This is a genomic window from Lysobacter koreensis (assembly GCF_042677045.1).
GTDB classification, from domain to species: domain Bacteria; phylum Pseudomonadota; class Gammaproteobacteria; order Xanthomonadales; family Xanthomonadaceae; genus Lysobacter_K; species Lysobacter_K koreensis.
The window spans coordinates 832,827-852,541 of sequence record NZ_JBHTIH010000002.1 but is presented as its reverse complement, the minus strand read 5'-3'; the positions used below and the strand labels follow the sequence as shown (position 1 = coordinate 852,541).

At 65.1% G+C, this 19,715-nt stretch carries 20 protein-coding genes and 1 pseudogene; 18 read left to right on the top strand and 3 right to left on the bottom strand.

Annotation, left to right across the window (positions count from 1 at the left end; translation table 11 throughout):
• Window positions 1-16 precede the first annotated feature (16 nt).
• Window positions 17-433: a hypothetical protein gene (locus ACFQZQ_RS04340; RefSeq protein WP_386811433.1), complete on the bottom strand. Its 417-nt coding sequence runs from the start codon at window positions 431-433 to the stop codon at window positions 17-19.
• Between the two features lie 181 nt (window positions 434-614).
• Here ACFQZQ_RS04340 and ACFQZQ_RS04335 point away from each other — a divergent pair, with 181 nt between their 5' ends.
• The 13 genes and pseudogenes from ACFQZQ_RS04335 (at window position 615) to ACFQZQ_RS04275 (ending at window position 13,296) form a co-directional block, all read left to right on the top strand.
• On the top strand, window positions 615-4,301 hold the full coding sequence (locus ACFQZQ_RS04335; RefSeq protein ID WP_386811432.1) for a methylmalonyl-CoA mutase family protein: 3,687 nt from the start codon (window positions 615-617) through the stop codon (window positions 4,299-4,301).
• 32 nt (window positions 4,302-4,333) lie between these two features.
• Window positions 4,334-5,164 carry a hypothetical protein gene (locus ACFQZQ_RS04330; protein WP_386811431.1) on the top strand — a complete coding sequence of 277 codons (831 nt, stop codon included), beginning with the start codon at window positions 4,334-4,336 and terminating at the stop codon, window positions 5,162-5,164.
• A 26-nt stretch (window positions 5,165-5,190) separates the two neighbouring features.
• Window positions 5,191-6,234, top strand: a complete 1,044-nt coding sequence (locus tag ACFQZQ_RS04325) for a phosphoribosyltransferase-like protein (RefSeq protein ID WP_386811430.1) — start codon at window positions 5,191-5,193, stop codon at window positions 6,232-6,234.
• A complete protein-coding gene (locus ACFQZQ_RS04320; protein ID WP_386811429.1) occupies window positions 6,224-6,874 on the top strand; it encodes an NADAR family protein in 651 nt (216 codons plus the stop codon). Before ACFQZQ_RS04325 ends, ACFQZQ_RS04320 begins: the two co-directional genes overlap by 11 nt.
• Window positions 6,875-7,050: 176 nt before the next feature.
• On the top strand, window positions 7,051-7,638 hold the full coding sequence (locus ACFQZQ_RS04315; RefSeq protein WP_386811428.1) for a hypothetical protein: 588 nt from the start codon (window positions 7,051-7,053) through the stop codon (window positions 7,636-7,638).
• Between the two features lie 137 nt (window positions 7,639-7,775).
• The gene (locus ACFQZQ_RS04310) at window positions 7,776-8,009 is read left to right on the top strand and encodes a DUF2188 domain-containing protein (RefSeq protein ID WP_386811427.1); all 234 of its coding nucleotides are present in this window, start codon (window positions 7,776-7,778) and stop codon (window positions 8,007-8,009) included.
• A gap of 632 nt (window positions 8,010-8,641) precedes the next feature.
• Window positions 8,642-9,106, top strand: coding sequence for a hypothetical protein (locus tag ACFQZQ_RS04305; RefSeq protein WP_386811426.1), 465 nt, complete (start codon window positions 8,642-8,644; stop codon window positions 9,104-9,106).
• 595 nt (window positions 9,107-9,701) lie between these two features.
• Window positions 9,702-10,064 carry a hypothetical protein gene (locus tag ACFQZQ_RS04300; protein ID WP_386811425.1) on the top strand — a complete coding sequence of 121 codons (363 nt, stop codon included), beginning with the start codon at window positions 9,702-9,704 and terminating at the stop codon, window positions 10,062-10,064.
• 195 nt (window positions 10,065-10,259) lie between these two features.
• Window positions 10,260-10,523 carry a hypothetical protein gene (locus ACFQZQ_RS04295; RefSeq protein WP_386811424.1) on the top strand — a complete coding sequence of 88 codons (264 nt, stop codon included), beginning with the start codon at window positions 10,260-10,262 and terminating at the stop codon, window positions 10,521-10,523.
• 162 nt (window positions 10,524-10,685) lie between these two features.
• A complete protein-coding gene (locus ACFQZQ_RS04290) occupies window positions 10,686-11,366 on the top strand; it encodes a hypothetical protein (RefSeq protein WP_386811423.1) in 681 nt (226 codons plus the stop codon).
• 362 nt (window positions 11,367-11,728) lie between these two features.
• Window positions 11,729-12,304 carry an REP-associated tyrosine transposase gene (locus ACFQZQ_RS04285; protein WP_386811422.1) on the top strand — a complete coding sequence of 192 codons (576 nt, stop codon included), beginning with the start codon at window positions 11,729-11,731 and terminating at the stop codon, window positions 12,302-12,304.
• 272 nt (window positions 12,305-12,576) lie between these two features.
• Window positions 12,577-12,924, top strand: a pseudogene (locus ACFQZQ_RS04280) (DUF1428 domain-containing protein); the annotation flags it as partial.
• Window positions 12,916-13,296, top strand: coding sequence for a DUF1428 domain-containing protein (locus ACFQZQ_RS04275; RefSeq protein ID WP_386811661.1), 381 nt, complete (start codon window positions 12,916-12,918; stop codon window positions 13,294-13,296). The pseudogene ACFQZQ_RS04280 and the gene ACFQZQ_RS04275, both read left to right, overlap by 9 nt.
• Window positions 13,297-13,305: 9 nt before the next feature.
• On the opposite strand, the gene ACFQZQ_RS04270 is transcribed toward ACFQZQ_RS04275, so the two are convergent.
• Complete coding sequence (locus tag ACFQZQ_RS04270; RefSeq protein ID WP_386811421.1) at window positions 13,306-14,148, bottom strand: class I SAM-dependent methyltransferase; 843 nt, start codon at window positions 14,146-14,148, stop codon at window positions 13,306-13,308.
• A 270-nt stretch (window positions 14,149-14,418) separates the two neighbouring features.
• Here ACFQZQ_RS04270 and ACFQZQ_RS04265 point away from each other — a divergent pair, with 270 nt between their 5' ends.
• Window positions 14,419-14,847, top strand: a complete 429-nt coding sequence (locus ACFQZQ_RS04265) for a VOC family protein (protein ID WP_386811420.1) — start codon at window positions 14,419-14,421, stop codon at window positions 14,845-14,847.
• A 71-nt stretch (window positions 14,848-14,918) separates the two neighbouring features.
• Here ACFQZQ_RS04265 and ACFQZQ_RS04260 read toward each other — a convergent pair whose 3' ends face one another.
• Complete coding sequence (locus ACFQZQ_RS04260) at window positions 14,919-15,416, bottom strand: hypothetical protein (protein ID WP_386811419.1); 498 nt, start codon at window positions 15,414-15,416, stop codon at window positions 14,919-14,921.
• A 537-nt stretch (window positions 15,417-15,953) separates the two neighbouring features.
• On the opposite strand from ACFQZQ_RS04260, the gene ACFQZQ_RS04255 reads away from it, so the two are divergent.
• The 4 genes from ACFQZQ_RS04255 (at window position 15,954) to ACFQZQ_RS04240 (ending at window position 19,630) form a co-directional block, all read left to right on the top strand.
• Entirely contained in the window at window positions 15,954-16,391 is a 438-nt protein-coding gene (locus ACFQZQ_RS04255; protein ID WP_386811418.1) for a hypothetical protein, read from the top strand.
• Window positions 16,392-16,738: 347 nt separating this feature from the next.
• On the top strand, window positions 16,739-17,464 hold the full coding sequence (locus ACFQZQ_RS04250; protein ID WP_386811417.1) for a DUF4386 domain-containing protein: 726 nt from the start codon (window positions 16,739-16,741) through the stop codon (window positions 17,462-17,464).
• Window positions 17,465-17,493: 29 nt separating this feature from the next.
• Complete coding sequence (locus ACFQZQ_RS04245) at window positions 17,494-17,925, top strand: DUF6326 family protein (protein ID WP_386811416.1); 432 nt, start codon at window positions 17,494-17,496, stop codon at window positions 17,923-17,925.
• Between the two features lie 277 nt (window positions 17,926-18,202).
• The gene (locus ACFQZQ_RS04240) at window positions 18,203-19,630 is read left to right on the top strand and encodes a pyridoxal phosphate-dependent decarboxylase family protein (protein WP_386811415.1); all 1,428 of its coding nucleotides are present in this window, start codon (window positions 18,203-18,205) and stop codon (window positions 19,628-19,630) included.
• The last annotated feature ends 85 nt before the right edge of the window (window positions 19,631-19,715 follow it).

Sequence of the window (19,715 nt, the reverse complement as noted above, 5' to 3'; positions counted from 1 at the left end):
TCGTCTACTGCTGCCCTCACCAACCGCGGTAGCCGCCGCGCCCGTAATAGGCGTCGTAGCTGCGCCCGCCGCGCTGCTCGTAGAACGCGCCCGGCAACGGCCGGATCGGCGGCGCGCCGTAGTACACCGGCCCGCCGCGGTAGCCGCCATGGCCGTATCCGGGGCCGTAGCCGTAACCGTGGCCGCGGCCGTAACCCGCGACCCGCACGTAGCGGCCCGGGACCAGCACCCGGCCGCGGTAGGTCGAGACCCAGTGCGCGGGCACCCACACGACGTCGCCGCGATGGCCGTGCCCATAGCCGCCGCGGTAGTAGGGCGACGGCGTGCCGACACTGATGCTGAGGTAACCCTCCGCCTGCGCGGCGGGGGAGTGGAAAGTGCCGAGCGCGGCCACGCCGACCACGGCCGCAAGCAACAAGGAACGCAACGCCATGGAAGTTCTCCCGAACCAACCGCTGTCTCCGGCGCAGTTCGCCGGCAGCAGTTAGAACGCGGCCGATGCCCGGATGTTGACCCTTCCTGCGCCCGCGTTCAGCGCATTGCCAGCTACCTGAAGGCCGCCGGAGCCGCGCGCTACAATGCGCGCATCCCGTTTTTCGTATTGAGTGCGCGCCATGAGCACCCCCGCCAGCACCTTCCCCGAAGCCCAGGCCGAGACCACCAGCCCGCTGCGCTTCGTCACCGCCGCCAGCCTGTTCGACGGCCACGACGCCGCGATCAACATCATGCGCCGCCTGATCCAGTCGCAGGGCGCGGAAGTGGTGCACCTGGGCCACAACCGCTCGGTCGAGGACGTGGTCCGCGCCGCGCTGCAGGAAGACGCCGACGGCATCGCGCTGTCCAGCTACCAGGGCGGCCACGTCGAGTACTTCAAGTACATGGTCGACATGCTCAAGGAGCGCGGCGCCTCCCACATCCGCGTGTTCGGCGGCGGTGGCGGCACCATCACCCCCGAGGAGATCCGCGAGCTGCAGGCCTACGGCGTGGAGCGCATCTACCACCCCAACGACGGCATGCACATGGGCCTGGTGGCGATGATCGAGGACGTCGTCCGCCGCGCCACCAGCGCGCGCAAGCCCGACGAAGCCCCGCCGCAGTCGGCCGACATCGACGACGAGATCAGCATCGGCCACATGCTCAGCGCGATCGAGGAGGGCCTGCTCGACGAGGCCCAGCTCGCCCATCTGCGCAAGCAGTGGCACCTGGCCGGCGGCAAGACCCCGGTGGTCGGCATCACCGGCACCGGCGGCGCCGGCAAGTCCTCGGTCACCGACGAACTGCTCAACCGCTTCCTCGCCAGCTTCCCGGAGATGCGCATCGCCGTGATCTCGGTCGACCCGACCCGCCGCCGCACCGGCGGCGCGCTGCTCGGCGACCGCATCCGCATGAACTCGCTGCGCAGCCCGCGCGTCTACATGCGCTCGATGGCCACCCGCCGCCAGCACGCGGCCACCAACACCGTGCTCAAGGACTGCATCGGCTTCCTCAAGGGCCTGGGCTACGACCTCGTCATCGTCGAGACCGCGGGCATCGGCCAGAGCGACTCGGAGATCGTCGACCTGGTCGACTTCCCGATGTACGTGATGACCAGCGACTTCGGCGCGCCCAGCCAGCTCGAGAAGATCGACATGCTCGATTACGCCGAGCTGGTGGTGCTCAACAAGTTCGACAAGCGCGGCGCCGAGGATGCACTGCGTGACGTGCGCAAGCAGTGGAAGCGCAACCGCGTCGCCTTCGCGATGAAGGACGAAGACGTCCCCGTCTACCCGACCATCGCCAGCCAGTTCAACGACCCCGGCATCAGCTGGATGTTCGCCAACCTGTGCCGCCTGCTGCGCGACAAGCTGCACCTCGGTGTGCATGTAGGAGCGGCTTTAGCCGCGAGCTCTTCGTCCGACGACAAAAATCAACAGCTCGCGGCTGAAGCCGCTCCTACGAAGAGCGGCTCGCGGATCGACTGGAACCCGCAGATCGACACCTCGCTGAAGGAGCCGCGCGCCACCGTGCTGATCCCCGGCGCGCGGGTGCGCTACCTGGCCGAGATCGCCGAGCAGGGCCGCGCCATCAACGCCGGCATCGACAAGCAGGCCGAAGCCGCCAACCGCGCCCAGGCCTACTGGCTGTCGCTGCAGGACATCGGCGACCACAAGCTGCCCAAGCAGCTCGATCTCTACGACGCCGAAGACCTCGTAGGGTGGGCTCAAGCCCACCAAACGAGCGCCGGTACGCCCCCGGAAGGTGGGAGCAGCAGCGGTGGGCTTGAGCCCACCCTACGCGCCGACCGCACCCTGGCCACCCTGCGCCAGCGCTACAACGACGCCATCCACGCCCTCACCTCCGAGTCGCTCAAGCTGCTGCGCGAGTGGCCGGCGCGCCTCAAGTCGATCACCGACGAGGTCACCGAGTACGAAGTCCGCGGCAAGGCCATCCGCGTCGAGAACTACCGCGAGTCGCTCAGCCACCAGAAGATCCCCAAGATCGCCGCGCCCACCTACAAGAACTGGGGCGAGCTGCTGGTGTTCCTCGGCAAGGAAAACCTGCCCGGCTACTACCCGTACACCGGCGGCGTCTACCCGTACCGCCGCACCGGCGAGGACCCGATCCGCATGTTCGCCGGCGAGGGCACGCCCGAGCGCACCAACCGCCGCTTCCATTACCTGTCGGTCGGCCAGCCCGCGGCGCGCCTGTCCACCGCGTTCGACTCGGTCACGCTCTACGGCGAAGACCCGGCCGTGCGCCCGGACATCTACGGCAAGGTCGGCAACTCCGGCGTCAACATCGCCACCCTCGACGACATGAAGAAGCTGTACTCCGGCTTCGACCTGTGCGCGCCGACCACCTCGGTGTCGATGACCATCAACGGCCCGGCGCCGATGATCCTGGCGATGTTCATGAACACCGCCGTCGACCAGCAGGTCGAGAAGTACCTGCGCGAAGACACCCACCGCTGGGACGCCGCCCATGACAAGATCGAGGCCTTCTTCGAGGGCAAGCCACGCCCGCAGTACAGCGGCATGCTGCCCGAGACCAACGACGGCCTCGGCCTGGGCCTGCTCGGCATCACCGGCGACCAGGTCGTCGACGCCGAGACCTACGCCCGCATCCGCGCCCACACCCTCAGCACCGTGCGCGGCACCGTGCAGGCCGACATCCTGAAAGAGGACCAGGCGCAGAACACCTGCATCTTCAGTACCGAGTTCGCTCTGCGCATGATGGGCGACATCCAGCAGTTCTTCGTCGACCACAAGGTCCGCAACTTCTACTCGGTCAGCATCAGCGGCTACCACATCGCCGAGGCCGGGGCGAACCCGATCAGCCAGCTCGCCTTCACCCTCAGCAACGGCTTCACCATCGTCGAGTACTACCTCGCGCGCGGGATGAAGATCGACGACTTCGCGCCCAACCTGTCGTTCTTCTTCAGCAACGGCATGGACCCGGAGTACACGGTGATCGGCCGCGTCGCCCGCCGCATCTGGGCCCGCGCCATGCGCGAGCGCTACGGCGCCGACCCGCGCAGCCAGATGATGAAGTACCACATCCAGACCAGCGGCCGGTCCCTGCACGCGCAGGAGATCCAGTTCAACGACATCCGCACCACGCTGCAGGCGCTGTACGCGTTGTTCGACAACTGCAACTCGTTGCACACGAATGCCTATGACGAGGCGATCACCACGCCGACCGAGGAAAGCGTGCGCCGCGCCGTCGCCATCCAGATGATCATCAACAAGGAGCTGGGGCTCAACTTCAACGAGAACCCCTGGCAGGGCAGCTTCATCGTCGACAAGCTCACCGACATCGTCGAGGAAGCCGTCTACAAGGAGTTCGAAGCGATCAGCGAGCGCGGTGGCGTACTCGGCGCGATGGACACCATGTACCAGCGCGGCAAGATCCAGGAAGAGTCGATGTACTACGAGCACAAGAAGCACGACGGCTCGCTGCCCCTGGTCGGCGTCAACACCTTCCTGCCGAAGGAGCACGCCGGCGACATCGTCACCGAGATCGAACTGATCCGCTCGACCGAAGGCGAGAAGGGCCAGCAGATCGACAACGTCAGCAACTTCCAGCAGCTGCGCAATCAACTCGCTCTTCGCTCCCTCCCTTCCGCGAACGCGGAGGGGAGGGCCGGGGAGGGGTCAGACCAATTCGCCGCGAAATCCCAAGGCCTGGCCTACCTGCAAAAAACCGCCCGCGACCGCCAGAACGTCTTCGCGGCGCTGATGGAGGCGGTCAAGACCCACAGCCTCGGGCAGATCAGCCATGCGCTGTATGACGTGGGTGGTGAGTACCGGCGGAATATGTAGGGCATTTTCACAACCGAGTAAGAGTAAAAAAGATGACGACAAACTTCTCGCTTCAAGCTTTCGAGGATAGCGCCAACGACGGCGGTGATTGTCGCTTCTGGTACGCCCATCAACTCATGAGTTGGCTCGGCTACGACTCTTGGCAGTCGTTCCAAGGCGTAATCACCAAAGCGATGGGCTCCTGCACTCGCCTTGGGCTCGATCCGACCGAAGCATTCACCCGCGAGGAAGTGATCGAAGGCGGGAAAACGGTCAAGACGTATCGGCTCACCCGCTTTGCCTGCCTGCTGGTCTCCATGACAGCCGACTCGAAGAAACCGGAGGTGGCGGAAGCGAAAGCAGCACTTGCCGCTATCGCAGACACCCTCATTCAACAACGCGTCGAATCTGCGGACCTCGCTAGGCTAGAAACTCGCGAGGACCTCAAGATTGCCGAGAAGGCCATGACGGGTGCCGCGAGAGACGGCGGACTACAGACCACCGAGTTCGGCATCTTCAAGGACGCGGGATTTCGCGGCATGTACAACATGAGCTTGCGCGACCTTCAGGCACACAAGGGGATGCCACAAGGCAAGACTCTGTACGACTTCATGGGCCTAGAAGAACTTGCCGGCAATCTGTTCCGCGTGACCCAAACGGCAGCTCGAATTAAGAGTAAGAAGGTCAGCGGCCTTAACAGCCTGCAACGTACTGCCCAAGACGTTGGCAGCGAAGTGCGCCGCATTATGATTCAGAACAGCGGCACTGCACCTGAGCATCTTGCCATTGAGGAGGACGTTCAGGGCGTCCAAAAGCGTCTGAAGAAAGTTGACCGGGAAATGAAGAAGCTGGACAAGCCAAAGGCAAAGAAGAAATCTAAGTAAGCGAAGCTGCCGGGGGGGGCAGGAAAATGACCGAAAGAACTGACCTATTAGCCTCAATTGCCCATAGCATTCGCACTTACAGAGAAGGCGAGATTCCGCCGCCAACTTCTGAGCACGTAGATCGCTGGGTCAGTCAATTTTCATCTGGCCAACAACTCCCGTTTTTGCGCGAGTTCGATCATGTCATACGCCATTCATTCATCGAGAAGTCCGACGTAATTACGTTCTTCGATGGGCTACTAACCTTCGAGGGCTTAGTCGGTAGCAACCCAGCCGCCTACTGGTCAGCATCCAATTTCCTCCACATCCAGCAGGATGGGCAAAGCCAAAAGCACATGATTTCGGTGCTTGGGGAGTGCCTCAAGTCAAAATTCAACCTAGACATCAGAAAATGCGGATCGGCGAACGGTGACTTCATTTATCTTGACGATGTTCTTTTCTCAGGCAGTCGGATCGCGAGCGATCTTGAAAAATGGATCGCCACCGACGCGCCGCAGAAAGCTACGGTGCAGGTCATTCTGATCGCCTTCCACACCGGCGGCCAATACTACATAAGCAACACGCGCTTGAAGAAAGCCATAGCAGCCTCGAAGAAAGACATCACTGTCAATTTTTGGCGGGCTCTTGAGATCCAGAACCAGGCGTATTGGAAGTACACGTCGGACGTCCTTTGGCCCGCAAGCATCCCGGCCATACCGGAAGTTCAAGCCTATGTCGCCGCGGAGGAGCGCTATCCCCATCAGCTAAGACTGCCCGGGGGAAAGACGAAGTTCTTCTCATCAGAAGACGGAAGGCAAGTACTTGAGCAGGGGTTCTTAGTTGCAGGAGTCAAGATAAGAAGCAAGATTGCCTCCCCCAAGAGCGTGCTTCGGCCACTCGGCTTTAGCATGTTCGGAGTAGGATTCGGATCGCTTATCGCGACCTACAGGAACTGTCCAAACAATTGCCCACTGGCTCTGTGGTGGGGCGATCCAGAAGCGAAATCAGGCCCATTTAATTGGTACCCACTTCTGCCAAGAAAGACGTATGCGTCCGCTGAGAATGTGTTCGGTAAGCTAAATGAGTTCTAAGATCAACTACAAGCTTCGCGAATACCTCCGCTCCGAATCCGTGGTTGTCCACAAGACGAAGGAGAGGTTTGGTGGCCTATCCAACATGGCTGCTGGATTTCGTTTGCGCATCAATGGATTCATAGTCCCAACGAGCGAGGCACTCTACCAAGCATGTCGATTCCCCGACCTGCCGGATGTACAGCGCGAGATCATCGCGCAACACAGCCCCATGACCGCGAAGATGAAGGGGAAGCCCCACAGAAAGGACACCCGCAGCGATTGGGAGAATGTGCGCCATAAGGTAATGCGCTGGTGCTTGAGAGTGAAGCTAGCACAGCACTACAAGGAGTTTGGCCGTCTTCTCCTCGCCACGAAAGAAAAGCCGATCGTGGAGCAATCTAGGAAGGACCACTACTGGGGAGCCATCCCCATGCAGGATGGCGAAACCCTAATGGGAGAGAACGTTCTGGGACGCCTTCTCATGGAACTCAGGGAAGCGTTGAAGAACGACACCGACGAGAAGCTCCGGTTTGTGCCGCCGCTAGGGATTCCGAACTTCACGCTCTACGGCGAGCCCATCGAACCGGTTGGAGCGCTGGGTACTTGCGTCCCCGGCGAGGTACCGGCAGAACTTGGCGAGCAACGCCATCTGCTCTAGCCCCTCGTATCAAGCCAGTAGGATGGGTTGAGCGAAGCGATACCCATCAAGGTCCGCCACTCAGCGAGCCTTCTGCCTTGAATTACCTATCAGTCGCTGCAGCCTCGCCTCAGCTATTTCCATAGCCAGGTTGTGCGCGACCATCTTTGAGCATCGCCACCAGTGGGAGCTTCAGCGTGATCAAGGCATTGTTGGATGCGACTGGGGGCTGGATGCTCATCCCCATCGTTGTCGCTGTCGCCGGAACGGCCGTCGCGAAAGGCCTTTTCGGCGTATATCGATCCAAGAGCCAGGATCGCAAAGACTTTCTCGATCTATGGGAAAGGCGGGAGTCACCTGACGACCTCTGGCTTGAAGTGGCCGTGCGCCACCAGTTCGGCGCTTATCTTCCCGCCCCGCTTATCAGGTCGCTCCAGCGCAGCTCGCAGGCAGGCCGCGCGCTTCTGGAGGTGTCTGAGTGTTGGGACATGCTGGATATGGATGACGAGACTGGCGAGGTCCATTGGCGGGCCAAGCGCTACGCAAACCCTCGTCATAGATGGTGGATGCAGAAGGTATTCACGGCGGGCTATTACGTCCTGATGTTTGCAGCGGGGATATTGGCCATCGTGCTGATCAAAAGCACTGGTCGAACGGATTTCAGTTACGCAATCCTTTGGGCGTATCCGCTGTTTCTTGGCGGGGCGGCGTTTTGCTGCTTGTCCCGCTCCGAGCGATTGGAAACCGCCAGCAAAGCCGTCCCTCGTTGGCTTGGTCTTCGCTAAACAACCCTGTTCGGTGCGGAACGGAAGGCATCGAGTTGATGCAAATGAAAGGCTGTTCCGCTGGTGATGGCCCGTCGTTGGCGCTTGTCCCGTAGAAGTTGGATGTGCGGAATGCCGCACGCCAAAAGGAAATAGATATGCCGAAGAAGGACATTCACGTCGTGCCCCACAAGGATGGCTGGGCGGTTCAAAAGGAAGGCGGCCAAAGGGCTAGCTCTGTGCATGACCGGAAATCCGATGCACAAGAGCAGGCGCGGGATCAAGGTCGACGCGACAAAGTCGAAGTCGTCATCCACGGACAGGATGGAAAGATTCAGAACAGCAACAGCTATGGGAACGACCCCAACCCGCCGAAGGATAGAAAGCCCTGAGATTGGACGGAATGCTCTCGCAGTGGGTTGGCGAGCGACGCGTTCTTAGACCTGTAGAAAAGACGGGCCCGTCATCTGACGGGCCTTTCTCTTTTCGGCTCCGCGCGAACCTCGGTGCTTAGCTTGTATGGCAGCTGCGAGAGCAGGTGTAGCAGCCGTTCGACTGGCGGTAGTGCATCTTTGCCGCCGCGACGGCTGATGTGCAGCTGGAGTGTTCCCCGAGGAATAGCTTGTCCGACGGGATATAGATGCACGAAGCCGTATGAACCTCGTGATCGCCATTCGCTTGGGAGTTCTTGTTGACGTAGTAGGTGGTCATCTTGTTTTTGTTTCCGAACGTCGCGCGGATTTGCGCAACTTCAGCCTGGTCGCACCCTGTCTCACCAGCTGCGAATCAGGAAAACTCGCCGAAAGGCGCGGTCGTGCACCGTAGGATCGGGTCGTTATCCATCGCCGCCCACCTGAGACCCGACCCCGGCGGGTCTTTCGTTTCCGGCACTCCCCTGACACACTCGCTCCCGCTCCGATCGCCCCGTCAATGCGATCAACCCACGCCATACGGAATGCGGCGGAGCAAGGACGCGCCGGCGGATGCCGGCGTACTTACACATGGATTAGCAAAGGAGAGTGCTGTGTCGCAGAACCTTGTTTCCCTGGACTACACCGACGAGCAGATCGCCGCCGCGATGGCGGCGCTGCAGCAGATCGAAGCGGCGTTGCCGGGCCTGATCGCGATGGAGAGCGGCGACCGCCGCGGAATGATGCTGCTCGGTCCGGTGTCGCAGCCGTTCGCGCGGCAGACGCTGCGCGTGCTGGAGCAGAACCCCGGCATCGTGCCGCCGAGCCTCAACGTGGCCGAGGCCCGCCTCGACCTGGCCGCGTTCGACAAGCTCACCCCGGTGCTGGAACGCCTGCAGAGCCTCACCACGCGCGTGGACGACACCCTCGCCGCGCTCGGCAGCGACGTGATGGATGTGGCGCTGGACGGCTACAACCAGATCAAGCTGTCCGGCGCTGCGCACGGTCTGGACGAGTTGCGCAAGGAATTGAGCGGCCGTTTCGCCAAGACCCGCCGCAAGGTGGCCCAGCCGGTCTGATCCGCCCGCGATCGCTGTAGCCGACAGGCCGCCTCCGGGCGGCCTGTCTGTTTCCGGCGTCCGGGCGGAGCGGGCGGGGCGCCGGTTGCGGTCGCCGACGCCTCGGGAAGGGTCAACGACCCTTCCGCTGAAGTCGCGGACCCTTCCGGAGCGGTCGACGACCTTTCCGTTGAGGTCGCCGACCCTTCCGGAGCGGTCAACGACCCTTCCGTTGGGGTCACGGACCCTTCGGGAGCGGTCGATGACCCTTCCGTTGAGGTCGCAAACCCTTCCGGAGCGGTCAACGACCCTTGCGTTGAGGTCGCCGACCCTTCCGGAGCGGTCAACGACCCATGCGGAGCAGGAGCCGTAGGATGGGTTGAGCACAGCGAAACCCATCATCGCCATGCCCAGAGCGCGGCGATGGGTATCGCCTGCGGCTCAACCCATCCTACGAGCTGCATTCGATGGGGTCCGCGACCCCGCGCTTGAGCCTGTCAGAAATTTTGTGCGCAGGGTCTACCCTGAAATTCAAAGGAGAGGTCATGCCCAAGAAGAAACAGCCGGGCGCCGAAGCGGCGACTCGGCGCGCTTCCGCCCAGTCCGCAGGCTCCCGATGCTTGCCTGGCTGCACCGCGTGGCGCCTGCGGCGTTACCCTACCGTCGTTCCGACAGCAGAGTTGAATGGATGAATGCCCCCCCGAAAGCCACCGTCGTCGCTCTGGTGACGCCGCACCTGCTGCGTGTCGTCGACCTCGCCATGGAAGCCGAGAAGGGCGTCAACGTGGATTGGCATGTGCGCGAAGCCGTGGCCGCGACCGTGGGCGGGCTGGGCGATCAGTACAACGCGCCGGCGTTGGTGGCGGCGTATGTCGAGGGACTGGAGAACGCGGCAAGTCAGGCCCCCACTACCCGCGTGGCGTACATACGCGTCCTGCAGACCGCGGCGGACGCCGCACGCCGTCTCAGGCGCGATTGAAAGGAAAAAGGGGGGGCAAGAACCCACAGCCCGCACGCGACCTTGCAAGCGCGCGGCGGCACGTGGGTCACCTTCGCGCCCCGGGCGTATCGCGGCGCGGATGCAAGCTGCAACTTTCAATAGTGCCCACATCTTCACAATTCTCTACGTATTCCGACGGCATATTTCCGATTCCCCAGAAGAAGGAGGATTGGCATGTTTATGACGAAGCAGCATGTGATGGTTCGTACGCTCGGCGTGGCGCTTGTCGCCCTGAGCCTTGGCGCCTGCGCCACCTATGACGACGAGTTCGCGGGGATCAACTCACGCCTCGATCAACTCGACACGAGGGTGCAGGGCGCGGCCCAGAGCGCGGAAGCCGCCAATCAGTCCGCGCAGCAGGCCAACCAACGGCTGGATCAAATAGAAGGCCGCGTTCAGAGGCTCGAAGCGGCGCCGCGCCGCGTTCCGCGCGGTTAATCGCTCCTGCACGATTCGCGACGAACGGCCTGAACCGTGACCCGGTGGCCTTTGCTGGCCACCGGTTTCCTTGTATCTATTTACCCAGTCTTCGTTCCAAGGAATCGTCCCATCCGTAACTGCACACTTCCCGCGATCCGGGCCGTTTATGGCGCGCTGGCGATGACGCTGGCGTTCGCAAGCTTTGACGTGGCCGCCGCCAAGGATGCCGCCGCGCAACCGGTCGCCGCCGTCGACCTGATGCCGCGAGGCCAAGAGGTGTCCGCCACGGTGATCGAGTTGGCGGGCTGGGTGGTCGCCGCCAACGACAGCCAAGGCTATCCGTTCGCGGTGATAGACAAGGCCGCCGCACAGATCCTGGTGTTCGGTGGCGACGGCCGGCTTCGCGGCACGGCACCTGGGCTGTTTGGCTCGGCGGTCGGCGATCACACGGCGCCCGGCATCGCCGGCCTCGCGCTTCGCGAAATTCCGGGCCGGGATCGCACCACGCCGGCCGGTCGCTTTGTCGGCGGTTTCGGTCCGTCCATCGACGCCGGGCGCGTGCTGTGGGTCGACTACGATTCCGGGGTCTCCATGCACCCCACCGCCACTGGCGTCCCGAAAGAACGACGCGCCGAACGCCTGGCATCGCCTTCGCCGGACGACAACCGCATCACGCATGGCTGCATCAACGTCTCGCCCGAGTTTTACGAGCGGATCATCCGTCCGACGTTCGAGCGCGGCGGGGTGTTCTACATCCTGCCGGACAAGGCGCGGCTAGCGGAGACCTTCCCGGAGTTCGCGCAAAGTCGCGCGACTACGCAACGAAACGTGGGAAGTCGCTCACGGCCCGCCCGCCGCTGAAAGGCGCGTCGGCGTGTTGCCTGTGGTGTGCGCGGCAACCCGCGAAAGCGGGCTTGAGCCCGCCCTACGACTTCCCGCGATGGTTGTAGGGTGGGCCCCGGCCCACCGTCCTGACCCCTCCCACCGTCCTGCCCCTCCCACCATCCTGCCCCTCAAAGACCCGCCACCCGGCGGGTCTCTGCGTTGGGGCCGGCGAAGCCACCGTTGCGGTGTGCGTCCCGGCACGGCGATACGATGGCGGCCAATTCGCATACGGCGGGCTTGAGCCCGCCCTACACTCTGCGACATCCGGCTGCGACGATTCGTAGGGTGGGCCCCGGCCCACCGCTGTGACCGGCCCACCGCTGTGACGGCGCCTCGGGATGTTCTCCTACAACGAGCGGCGCGATGCGCCGACATCGGCTGCCGATGGCATGCGGCACGGTGCGGCGATGTCGAACTATCGCCGCGTGTGGGTGCCGGGTGGCACCTACTTCTTTACGGTCAACCTGCTCGAACGCCGCCGGCGGTTGCTGGTGGAGCGCATTGGCGAACTGCGCGCGGCCTTCCGGGCGGCGCAGGGGGCGCGGCCTTTCGAGATCCTGGCGATCGTGGTCCTGCCCGACCACCTGCATTGCCTTTGGCAACTGCCGCCGGGCGATGCCGACAACGCCAACCGCTGGGCGCAGATCAAGGGCGGTTTCTCCCGGCGCCTCCCCGTGGACGAGCGCAGGAATGCGACGCGCGCAGCCCGCCGTGAACGCGGGATATGGCAACGCCGCTACTGGGAGCACCTGGTTCGCGATGACGACGACCTGCGCCGGCATGTCGAGTACATCCACTTCAACCCGGTGAAGCATGGCCATGCGTCCCGGCCTATCGAATGGCCGCATTCGTCGTTTCGTCGTTGGGTTGCGCGCGGGGCGTATCCGGCGGATTGGGTGGGTGGGGGTGGGTGATGCGCGGGGGGGGGGGGGAGCGGAAGGCGGGCTTGAGCCCGCCCTACGATTTCTTTCATGCCATGTCGATCTGGCGCCTGCTGGTTCGTCGCGTCCATTGAGTGCCCGCCAAAAGGAGCCATGAGTTCGACACGCAGGCCAGGGAAGCTGCCGGGTTCAGGCGGTGCTTCAAGCGTGTTTAACGCGCCTCATGTTCCAGTTGGGCGCGCAATGCCGTGATCAAGAAGTTGAGCGCACCCCTCCGTTTTTGGAGGACCACACAGGAGAATGAAATGAGCTACGTGCAAGGTTTCGTGCAGGCCGTGCCGACGGCGAACAAGGACGCCTATCGCCAGCATGCGAAGGATGCGATGCCGATCTTCAAGGAGTTCGGCGCGACACGCATGGTGGAAGCCTGGGGCGACGACGTCCCCGACGGCAAGGTCACCGACTTCAAGGGCGCGGTCCAGGCCAAGGCCGACGAGACCGTCGTCTTCTCGTGGCTGGAATACCCCGACAAGGCGACCTACGACACCGCCAACAAGAAGATGATGGAAGACCCGCGCATGCAGGAGATGGGACAGAACATGCCCTTCGACGGCAAGCGCATGATCTTTGGCGGCTTCGAATCGATCATCGACGAAAAAGCAGCTGGGACCACCGGGTATGCCGACGGCTACGTCGTGCCCGTTCCCAGAGGCAACAAGGAGGCCTATCGCGAGATGGCCAGCAAGGCGGTCGAAGCCTTCAAGGACTACGGCGCGACGCGCGTGGTCGAGGCCTGGGGCGACGACGTACCCGACGGCAAGGTCACCGATTTCAAGCGCTCGGTGAAAGCCACCGATGACGAGAATGTCGTCTTCTCCTTCGTCGAATGGCCCGACAAGGCGACCCGCGACGCGGGCTGGAAAAAGATGATGGAAGATCCGCGCATGCAGCCCGACAAGGACAACATGCCTTTCGACGGCAAGCGCATGTTCTGGGGCGGGTTCAAGCCCCTCCTCGACGAGTAGGGCGGGAGGTCAGCGTCGCGTCGCCAGCACGCCGTCCAGCGCGAGCTGCGCCTTGAAGCCGGCTTTTTCGAGGCGTTTGGCCACCTCGCGCGGGACGTCCCGGCCGCTGGTGAGCTTGTTCGGGCTGCCGGTGTAGTGGAACAGGCGGCCGCCGCGGCGCAGGACGCGTGCCAGCTGATCGTAGAAGACCTGCGAGTACAGCTCGCCGGCGATGCCGAAGCGTGGCGGGTCGTGCAGTAACGCATCCATCGAGGCGTCGCCGATCTGCGCGATCGCCTGCGACACGTCGGCGTGGGTGAGTTGCAGGCGGCCACCGAGGGCGGGCGCGTCGGGGTCCGGCGACCACGGGTTGAGCGTGCGCAGCCAAAGCACGTCGGCGTTCTTCTCGAACGAGTGGATGCGGGCCACGCCCGCCTCGATGCAGCACGCCGCGAAGTAGCCCAGGCCGCCGCAGGTATCGAGCACGACCTTGCCGTGCGGCTCCACCAGCGCGACCTTGCGGCGCGCGTCCTCGACCGGCGACACCTTCGAGGTGGGCAGCATCTTGATGCCGTCGATCTCGAACGTGGGCGCGTCCCACTGGCTGGGCACCAGCTTGATCAGCGAACCGGAAAAACGCGACACCGGCGCGAACGCATCGCCATCCCAGTAGTAGATCGTGCGGTCCTTCAGCTTGTGCGGATACGGATAGCGCTGCCCGCGCCAGTGCCAGGCATCGGTCGCAAGCATCGCCTCGCCATTGGAGCGCCCCAGGTCGAGCGAGCCGGTCCACGCCGCCGCACCGGCATCGCGCGCGGCCAGCAGCGCCTCGGCGAGCGGACGTGTGAGCAGGGGGCCGGAATAGTGCGACACGACGGGCAATCTCCTGAGGTAGCGAAGGGGGCGGCGAAAACGGGCAGGGCATTTTCCGCCATATCCAATGGGCGCAGTGCGTTATCCGCGACGCCGCGCCCGGTCCGTCGGCTTCCCTGGCCGGGGCGTCAGCCGCGCGCGTCCGGCATGAGGCCCGCTCCGGCGGGCCTTTTTTTTTTCGGGAAGGCATCCACTCAGCGGCTTGATCCATCGCGAACGCTGCGCGTGCTACCACCATCTTCCCCGTGCCAAGCCACCACCGGAGCCCCCATGGAAACCAACGAACTCCACCGCGGCCGCCTCATCGACCACATCCAGCTGGTGGTACGCGACCTCGCGGCCAGCCGCGCGTTCTACACCGCCGTGCTCGACGTCCTGCAGGTGCCGATGGGCGGCGACGAAGCCGACTTTTTCTGGGCCGACGAACTGTGCGTGTCGACTGCCGACAGCGACGCCGCGCAGGGCCGCCTGACCGGACCCACCCACCTGGCCTTCCAGGCCGCCGACCGCGCGATGGTCGATGCGTTTTACCAAGCCGCGCTCGCAAACGGCGGCACCGACAACGGCGCCCCCGGCGAGCGCCCGTACCACCCGGGCTACTACGCTGCGTTCGTGATCGACCCCGACGGCAACAACATCGAGGCCGTGTATCACGGCGCGGCGAAGCGCAGCGCGGCGTCGGTCAAGGTCACGTTCTGAACGACGCGGGCGGCTGTCAGCCCATCATGGGTCGCGCGGATCAACCCTGGGCACGCGACAGAAACCGGCGATCACCTGCGCAGGCAGCCGGGCGCCGAATCGGCGACGCGGCGGGCTTCCGCGCTCTGCCCGGGCCCCGGGGCAATGAAGGCGGCGACGCAGGGTCGGTCGCCGGCCAATGCCACCGGGATGAGGTAGGCGGTCTGCTTCTTGGGGTCGGCCGGATCCTCCCAGGCCAGGTAGCGCAGCACCAGGACATCGGACACGAAGGCGTCGCCGTCGCCGCTGCCACGCCATTCCACCCGCGGGGCGATCTGGCTGAAGGCGCCGCCGCGCTGTTCGGGCAGGCGCAGGCTCACGAACTCGCCGCCCGGCTTGCGCACCAGCAGGTTGCCGCGGCCGTCGGCTTCGACATGCCGCAGCGCAAAGCCGGCGGGCGCGGCGCACTCCGACTCGCGGTAGCCGGCTTCGTCGGGTTGCGAGCCGATGACCCGGCAATCGCCGAGGTCGGCGTAGACGCTGCTGCGGGTGCTTGCGGGCGCTGCGCTGGACGGGGCGGGCGCGGGCACAGCGGGTGGGGCCGATGCGGGCTCGGCCGCCGACGCCGGTGCAGGCGTTGCTGGCGTCGGCGCGGGGTCGTTGCCGCAGGCGGCGAGGCCAACGGCGAGGGACAGTCCGCAAAAGCGGGCGAGGCGGGTGGGCTTCAAGGCAACGCTCCATCGCAGGGCAGGCGGCCCAGTGTGGCCGCGCGACTGCAACGTGGTGTCGACGCCCTGCCACGCGTTCGCGGTCGCGCGCTGCCGCGGGGGCGCGTCCGTCCAGCCCGGGATTAGGGGACTAGGAACCGACAGCCAGCGTAGCCCGGGTAAGCGGAGCGCACCCGGGGCTTTACGGGAACTAGGAACCGCCAGCCCGCCCCTGACCTTCCAAGCGCGCGGCGGCGCGTCACCCACCTTCGCAACCGAGGGAGGCGCGGTGCGTCCGTTGGCCTTGCCCGGACTGCGTCACCGGGTTGCCGGCCATACCTGAATGGGCTGGCCTGCGAGTCGGGGCCAACCCGTTGGCCCCTTTGCCAGATGTCTGGCGATTCCCGCGAGGAGTTCCCCATGAAAGGCACCGTGTTGGCGGTAGTGCTTGCGCTCGGGCTGGGCGCGCCGGTCCACGCGCAGGAGGCGTTGCCGTATACCGAAGGGATGGTCGTGCAAGTCACCTCGGTGGACATCCTGGACGGCGAGTTCGACAACTACCTCGAGTACCTGCAGACCCAGTACAAACCGATCCTGGAGGCGCAGAAGAAGGCCGGCATCATCCTCGACTACGGGGTGTACCAGAACCAGACGGGCAGCGACGAAGACGCGGATCTGTACCTGGTCGTGTTCTACCCGAACATGGCCATGCTCGACGGCTTGCGCGCGAAGCTCGATCCCATCGCGACCCAGGTCAGCGGGCAGTCGGTGAAGCAGTCCAACTCGGCCTTTGCCGCACGCGGCAAGATGCGCAACATCATGGGCACCGAGCTGCTGCGCGAGTTGAAGCTGAAGTAGGCGGTTGCGACTGCATCTGCCGGTGCTGTGAAACGCCTGCCGCCGGCAGGCGTTTCCGTTCGTGCCGGCCACATGCGTCGGACGGGTCCGGTTCCAGGTCAGCCCGCGTAGGGCGCAGCCAGCGTAGCCCGGGTAAGCGAAGCGCACCGCGCCGCGAACAACCTCGCTGGCGACATGGATGATCGCGCCGCAGCGCGCTGAGATCGCCACGCCGCGGCGCTTTTGCCCCTCGCAACCGGGGGATATCGCGGCGCGGTGCGGCCTTTGGCCTTCCCCGGGCTACCCCGCTTCTCTCCTGTGGCCGGTATGGCAACATTGCCGCACCTTCCGCAAAGGTGCAGGCCCAGATGCTCCCCACCGACCGCATCGCGAGAACCGCTGGTTTGTTGTATCTCGTCGTGGTGATCACGGGGCTCTTCGGCCTCATGTACGTGCCGTCGCAGATCACCGTGCGCGGTGATGCGGTCGCGACCCTCGACAACATCCTGCGATCCGAGTCGTTGTTCCGCCTGGGCATCGCCAGCATGCTGATCAACCAGATCGCGTTCCTGCTGCTGCCACTCGTGCTGTATCGATTGCTTCGGTCGGTGGGGCAGAACGCGGCCGTGCTGATGGTGGCGCTCGCCGTGACCAGCGTGCCGATCACGCTGGTGGCGCTCGCGCACCGGCTGGATGCGCTCTCGTTGCTGGGTGGTTCCGATTACGTCGCGGCCTTGTCGATCGCCGAACGTAATGCGCTCGTCATGACCGCACTCAAGGCCTATGGCAACGGCATCCTGGTCACCACCGTTCTCTGGGGGCTTTGGCTGCTGCCTTTCGGCTATCTGGTCTTCCGATCGGGCTTCCTGCCCAGGCTGCTTGGGGCGTTGCTGATCGTGGGCGGCATCGGACTCACGGCCGATGTTTTCGGAACCGTGTTGTCGCGCGAGTTCGCGCATACATCGCTGTCGACAATTCTCGCGTCATCATCCAGCGTGGGGGAAATCGGCATCTGCCTGTGGTTGCTGATCGTCGGGGTGCGCGGCCGGGCCGCCGTCGCTGAACCGTCCACTCTCCACCACGGCACGACTTGATCGTCGCGCCCGCACATCGAGTCCAGCCCATGCCAACCCGTCGAAGCACGCCCCCGCTGCAGGAATTCACCGCACCCGTGCAATTGAAACTGTCCGCGCTTTGGGCATCGGTGATGTGCTGTTACCTGTATGGCGATTTCTTCAGTCTTTTCCAGCCCGGCAAGCTCAAGGGCATGCTCGAGGGCGAGATCGCGCCGCTCGGTGCCGTGACGCAGGGCGTACTGCTTGGCGTCACGATCTCGATGGCCATTCCGAGTCTCATGATTTTCCTGTCGATGGTGCTGCGGCCCGTCGTGAACCGCTGGACGAACATCGTGGTGGGCGTCCTCTACACGCTGTTTGTGCTGGTGACGATGCCCGGCGCCTGGGCGTTCTATCTCTTCCTCGGCACGCTCGACATGATCTTGACCGGGCTCGTCGTCTGGTTTGCATGGACGTGGCCCCGGCGCGATTTGGCCTGAGCCCGCGTAGCCCGGGTAAGCGAAGCGCACCGCGCCGCGAAGAACCTCGCTGGCGACATGGATGACCGCGCTGCAGCGCGCTGAGATCGCCACGCCGCGGCGCTTTTGCCACATCGCGCAACACCCCGGGTGCGGCCTTCGGCCTTACCCGGGCTACGTCACTAGCCCCGGATCAAGCGGACCATGGTCGGGCTCGGCCAAGCCACCGTTGCGGCATGCGTCCCCGGCACGGCGATAGGATGGTGGCCAGTCGCTGACGACGCGCGCGGAGCCTGCCATGTCCACCAGCCTGTTCGCCCCGCTATTCGACCCGCTGCTCGACCGCGCGCACGCGCACGCCAGCGGCTTCCTGCGCGACTTGCCGCAGCGCTTCGTCGGCGCCCGTGCCGGCCGCGACGAGATGCTCGCCGCGCTCGACGCGCCGCTGCCGCCACGCGGCGAAGACCCCGCCGCCGTCATCGACCTGCTCGCACGCCACGCCGAGCGTGGCGCGTCGGCCTGCGCCTCGCCGCGCTACTTCGGCTTCGTTATCGGCGGCGCGCTGCCGGTGGCGCTGGCGGCCGACTGGCTGGTGTCGACGTGGGACCAGAACGCCGGCATCCACGTCATCTCGCCGATCGCCGCGGCGATGGAGGAAATCGCCGCGCGCTGGCTGCTGGAGCTGTTCGACCTGCCGCGCGAAAGCGGCGTCGGCTTCGTCACCGGCTGCCAGATGGCGCACTTCACCTGCCTGGCCGCCGCGCGCCACGGCGTGCTGCGCCGGGCCGGGTGGGACGTGGAGGCCGACGGCCTGTTTGGCGCGCCGCGCATCCACGTCGTCGCCTCGGAGGAAGCGCACGTCACCGCCGACGTCGCGCTGCGTTACCTGGGCCTGGGCACGCGCTCGCTGGTGCACGTGCCCGCCGACGAGCAGGGCCGCATGCGCGCCGACCGCCTGCGCGAGGTGCTGGCCACGTTGCAGGGACCGACGATTGTCTGCGCCCAGGCCGGCAACGTGAACACCGGCGCCTTCGACCCGCTGCGCGAGATCGGCGAAGCCGCGCGTGCGCACGGCGCCTGGCTGCACGTCGACGGCGCGTTCGGCCTATGGGCGCGCGCCAGTGCTGACCGCCGCGTGCTCGCCGACGGCATCGAGCTGGCCGACTCCTGGGCCACCGACGCGCACAAGTGGCTCAACGTCCCCTACGACAGCGGCGTCGCCATCGTGCGCCACGCGCAGGACCACCGCGACGCGATGACCTCCGCCGCCGCCTACCTGATCCAGACCCGCGGCGCCGAACGCGACGCGGTCGACTGGGTGCCCGAGTTCTCCCGCCGCGCCCGCGGCATCCCGGTGTACGCGACGTTGCGTGCGCTCGGCCGCGACGGCGTCGCCGACCTCGTCGACCGCTGCTGCGCGCGCGCCCGCCAGTTCGCGCAGTTGCTGGCGGCGCAGCCGGGCGTGCGCATCCTCAACGATGTCGTCCTGAACCAGGTGCTGGTCCGCTTCGGCGACGACGACGCGCTGACCCGCGAGGTGATCGAAGGCGTGCAACGCGACGGCACCTGCTGGGCCAGCGGCACCACCTGGCACAGCCTGGCCGCGATGCGGATCTCGGTGTCGAACTGGGCGACGAGCGAGGCCGACGTGGTCGCGAGCGCGGCGGCGATGGTGCGGGTGCTGGGCCGAGTGCTGGGTTCGCAAGGGGATGCCGAGTCAACGTAGCCCGGGTAGGCGAGGCGCACCCGGGGCCTTTGCTATCGCGGCGCGGTCCGGCCTTTGGCCTTGCCCGGGCTACCTCGCGGCGCCC

Bases quoted from the DNA above. Each gene is read 5' to 3' on its own strand.
- ACFQZQ_RS04340 (WP_386811433.1), bottom strand. From the start codon at position 433: ATGGCGTTGCGTTCCTTGTTGCTTGCGGCCGTGGTCGGCGTGGCCGCG.
- ACFQZQ_RS04335 (WP_386811432.1), top strand. From the start codon at position 615: ATGAGCACCCCCGCCAGCACCTTCCCCGAAGCCCAGGCCGAGACCACC.
- ACFQZQ_RS04330 (WP_386811431.1), top strand. From the start codon at position 4,334: ATGACGACAAACTTCTCGCTTCAAGCTTTCGAGGATAGCGCCAACGAC.
- ACFQZQ_RS04325 (WP_386811430.1), top strand. From the start codon at position 5,191: ATGACCGAAAGAACTGACCTATTAGCCTCAATTGCCCATAGCATTCGC.
- ACFQZQ_RS04320 (WP_386811429.1), top strand. From the start codon at position 6,224: ATGAGTTCTAAGATCAACTACAAGCTTCGCGAATACCTCCGCTCCGAA.
- ACFQZQ_RS04310 (WP_386811427.1), top strand. From the start codon at position 7,776: ATGCCGAAGAAGGACATTCACGTCGTGCCCCACAAGGATGGCTGGGCG.
- ACFQZQ_RS04300 (WP_386811425.1), top strand. From the start codon at position 9,702: ATGCTTGCCTGGCTGCACCGCGTGGCGCCTGCGGCGTTACCCTACCGT.
- ACFQZQ_RS04295 (WP_386811424.1), top strand. From the start codon at position 10,260: ATGTTTATGACGAAGCAGCATGTGATGGTTCGTACGCTCGGCGTGGCG.
- ACFQZQ_RS04290 (WP_386811423.1), top strand. From the start codon at position 10,686: ATGACGCTGGCGTTCGCAAGCTTTGACGTGGCCGCCGCCAAGGATGCC.
- ACFQZQ_RS04285 (WP_386811422.1), top strand. From the start codon at position 11,729: ATGTTCTCCTACAACGAGCGGCGCGATGCGCCGACATCGGCTGCCGAT.
- ACFQZQ_RS04265 (WP_386811420.1), top strand. From the start codon at position 14,419: ATGGAAACCAACGAACTCCACCGCGGCCGCCTCATCGACCACATCCAG.
- ACFQZQ_RS04255 (WP_386811418.1), top strand. From the start codon at position 15,954: ATGAAAGGCACCGTGTTGGCGGTAGTGCTTGCGCTCGGGCTGGGCGCG.
- ACFQZQ_RS04250 (WP_386811417.1), top strand. From the start codon at position 16,739: ATGCTCCCCACCGACCGCATCGCGAGAACCGCTGGTTTGTTGTATCTC.
- ACFQZQ_RS04245 (WP_386811416.1), top strand. From the start codon at position 17,494: ATGCCAACCCGTCGAAGCACGCCCCCGCTGCAGGAATTCACCGCACCC.
- ACFQZQ_RS04240 (WP_386811415.1), top strand. From the start codon at position 18,203: ATGTCCACCAGCCTGTTCGCCCCGCTATTCGACCCGCTGCTCGACCGC.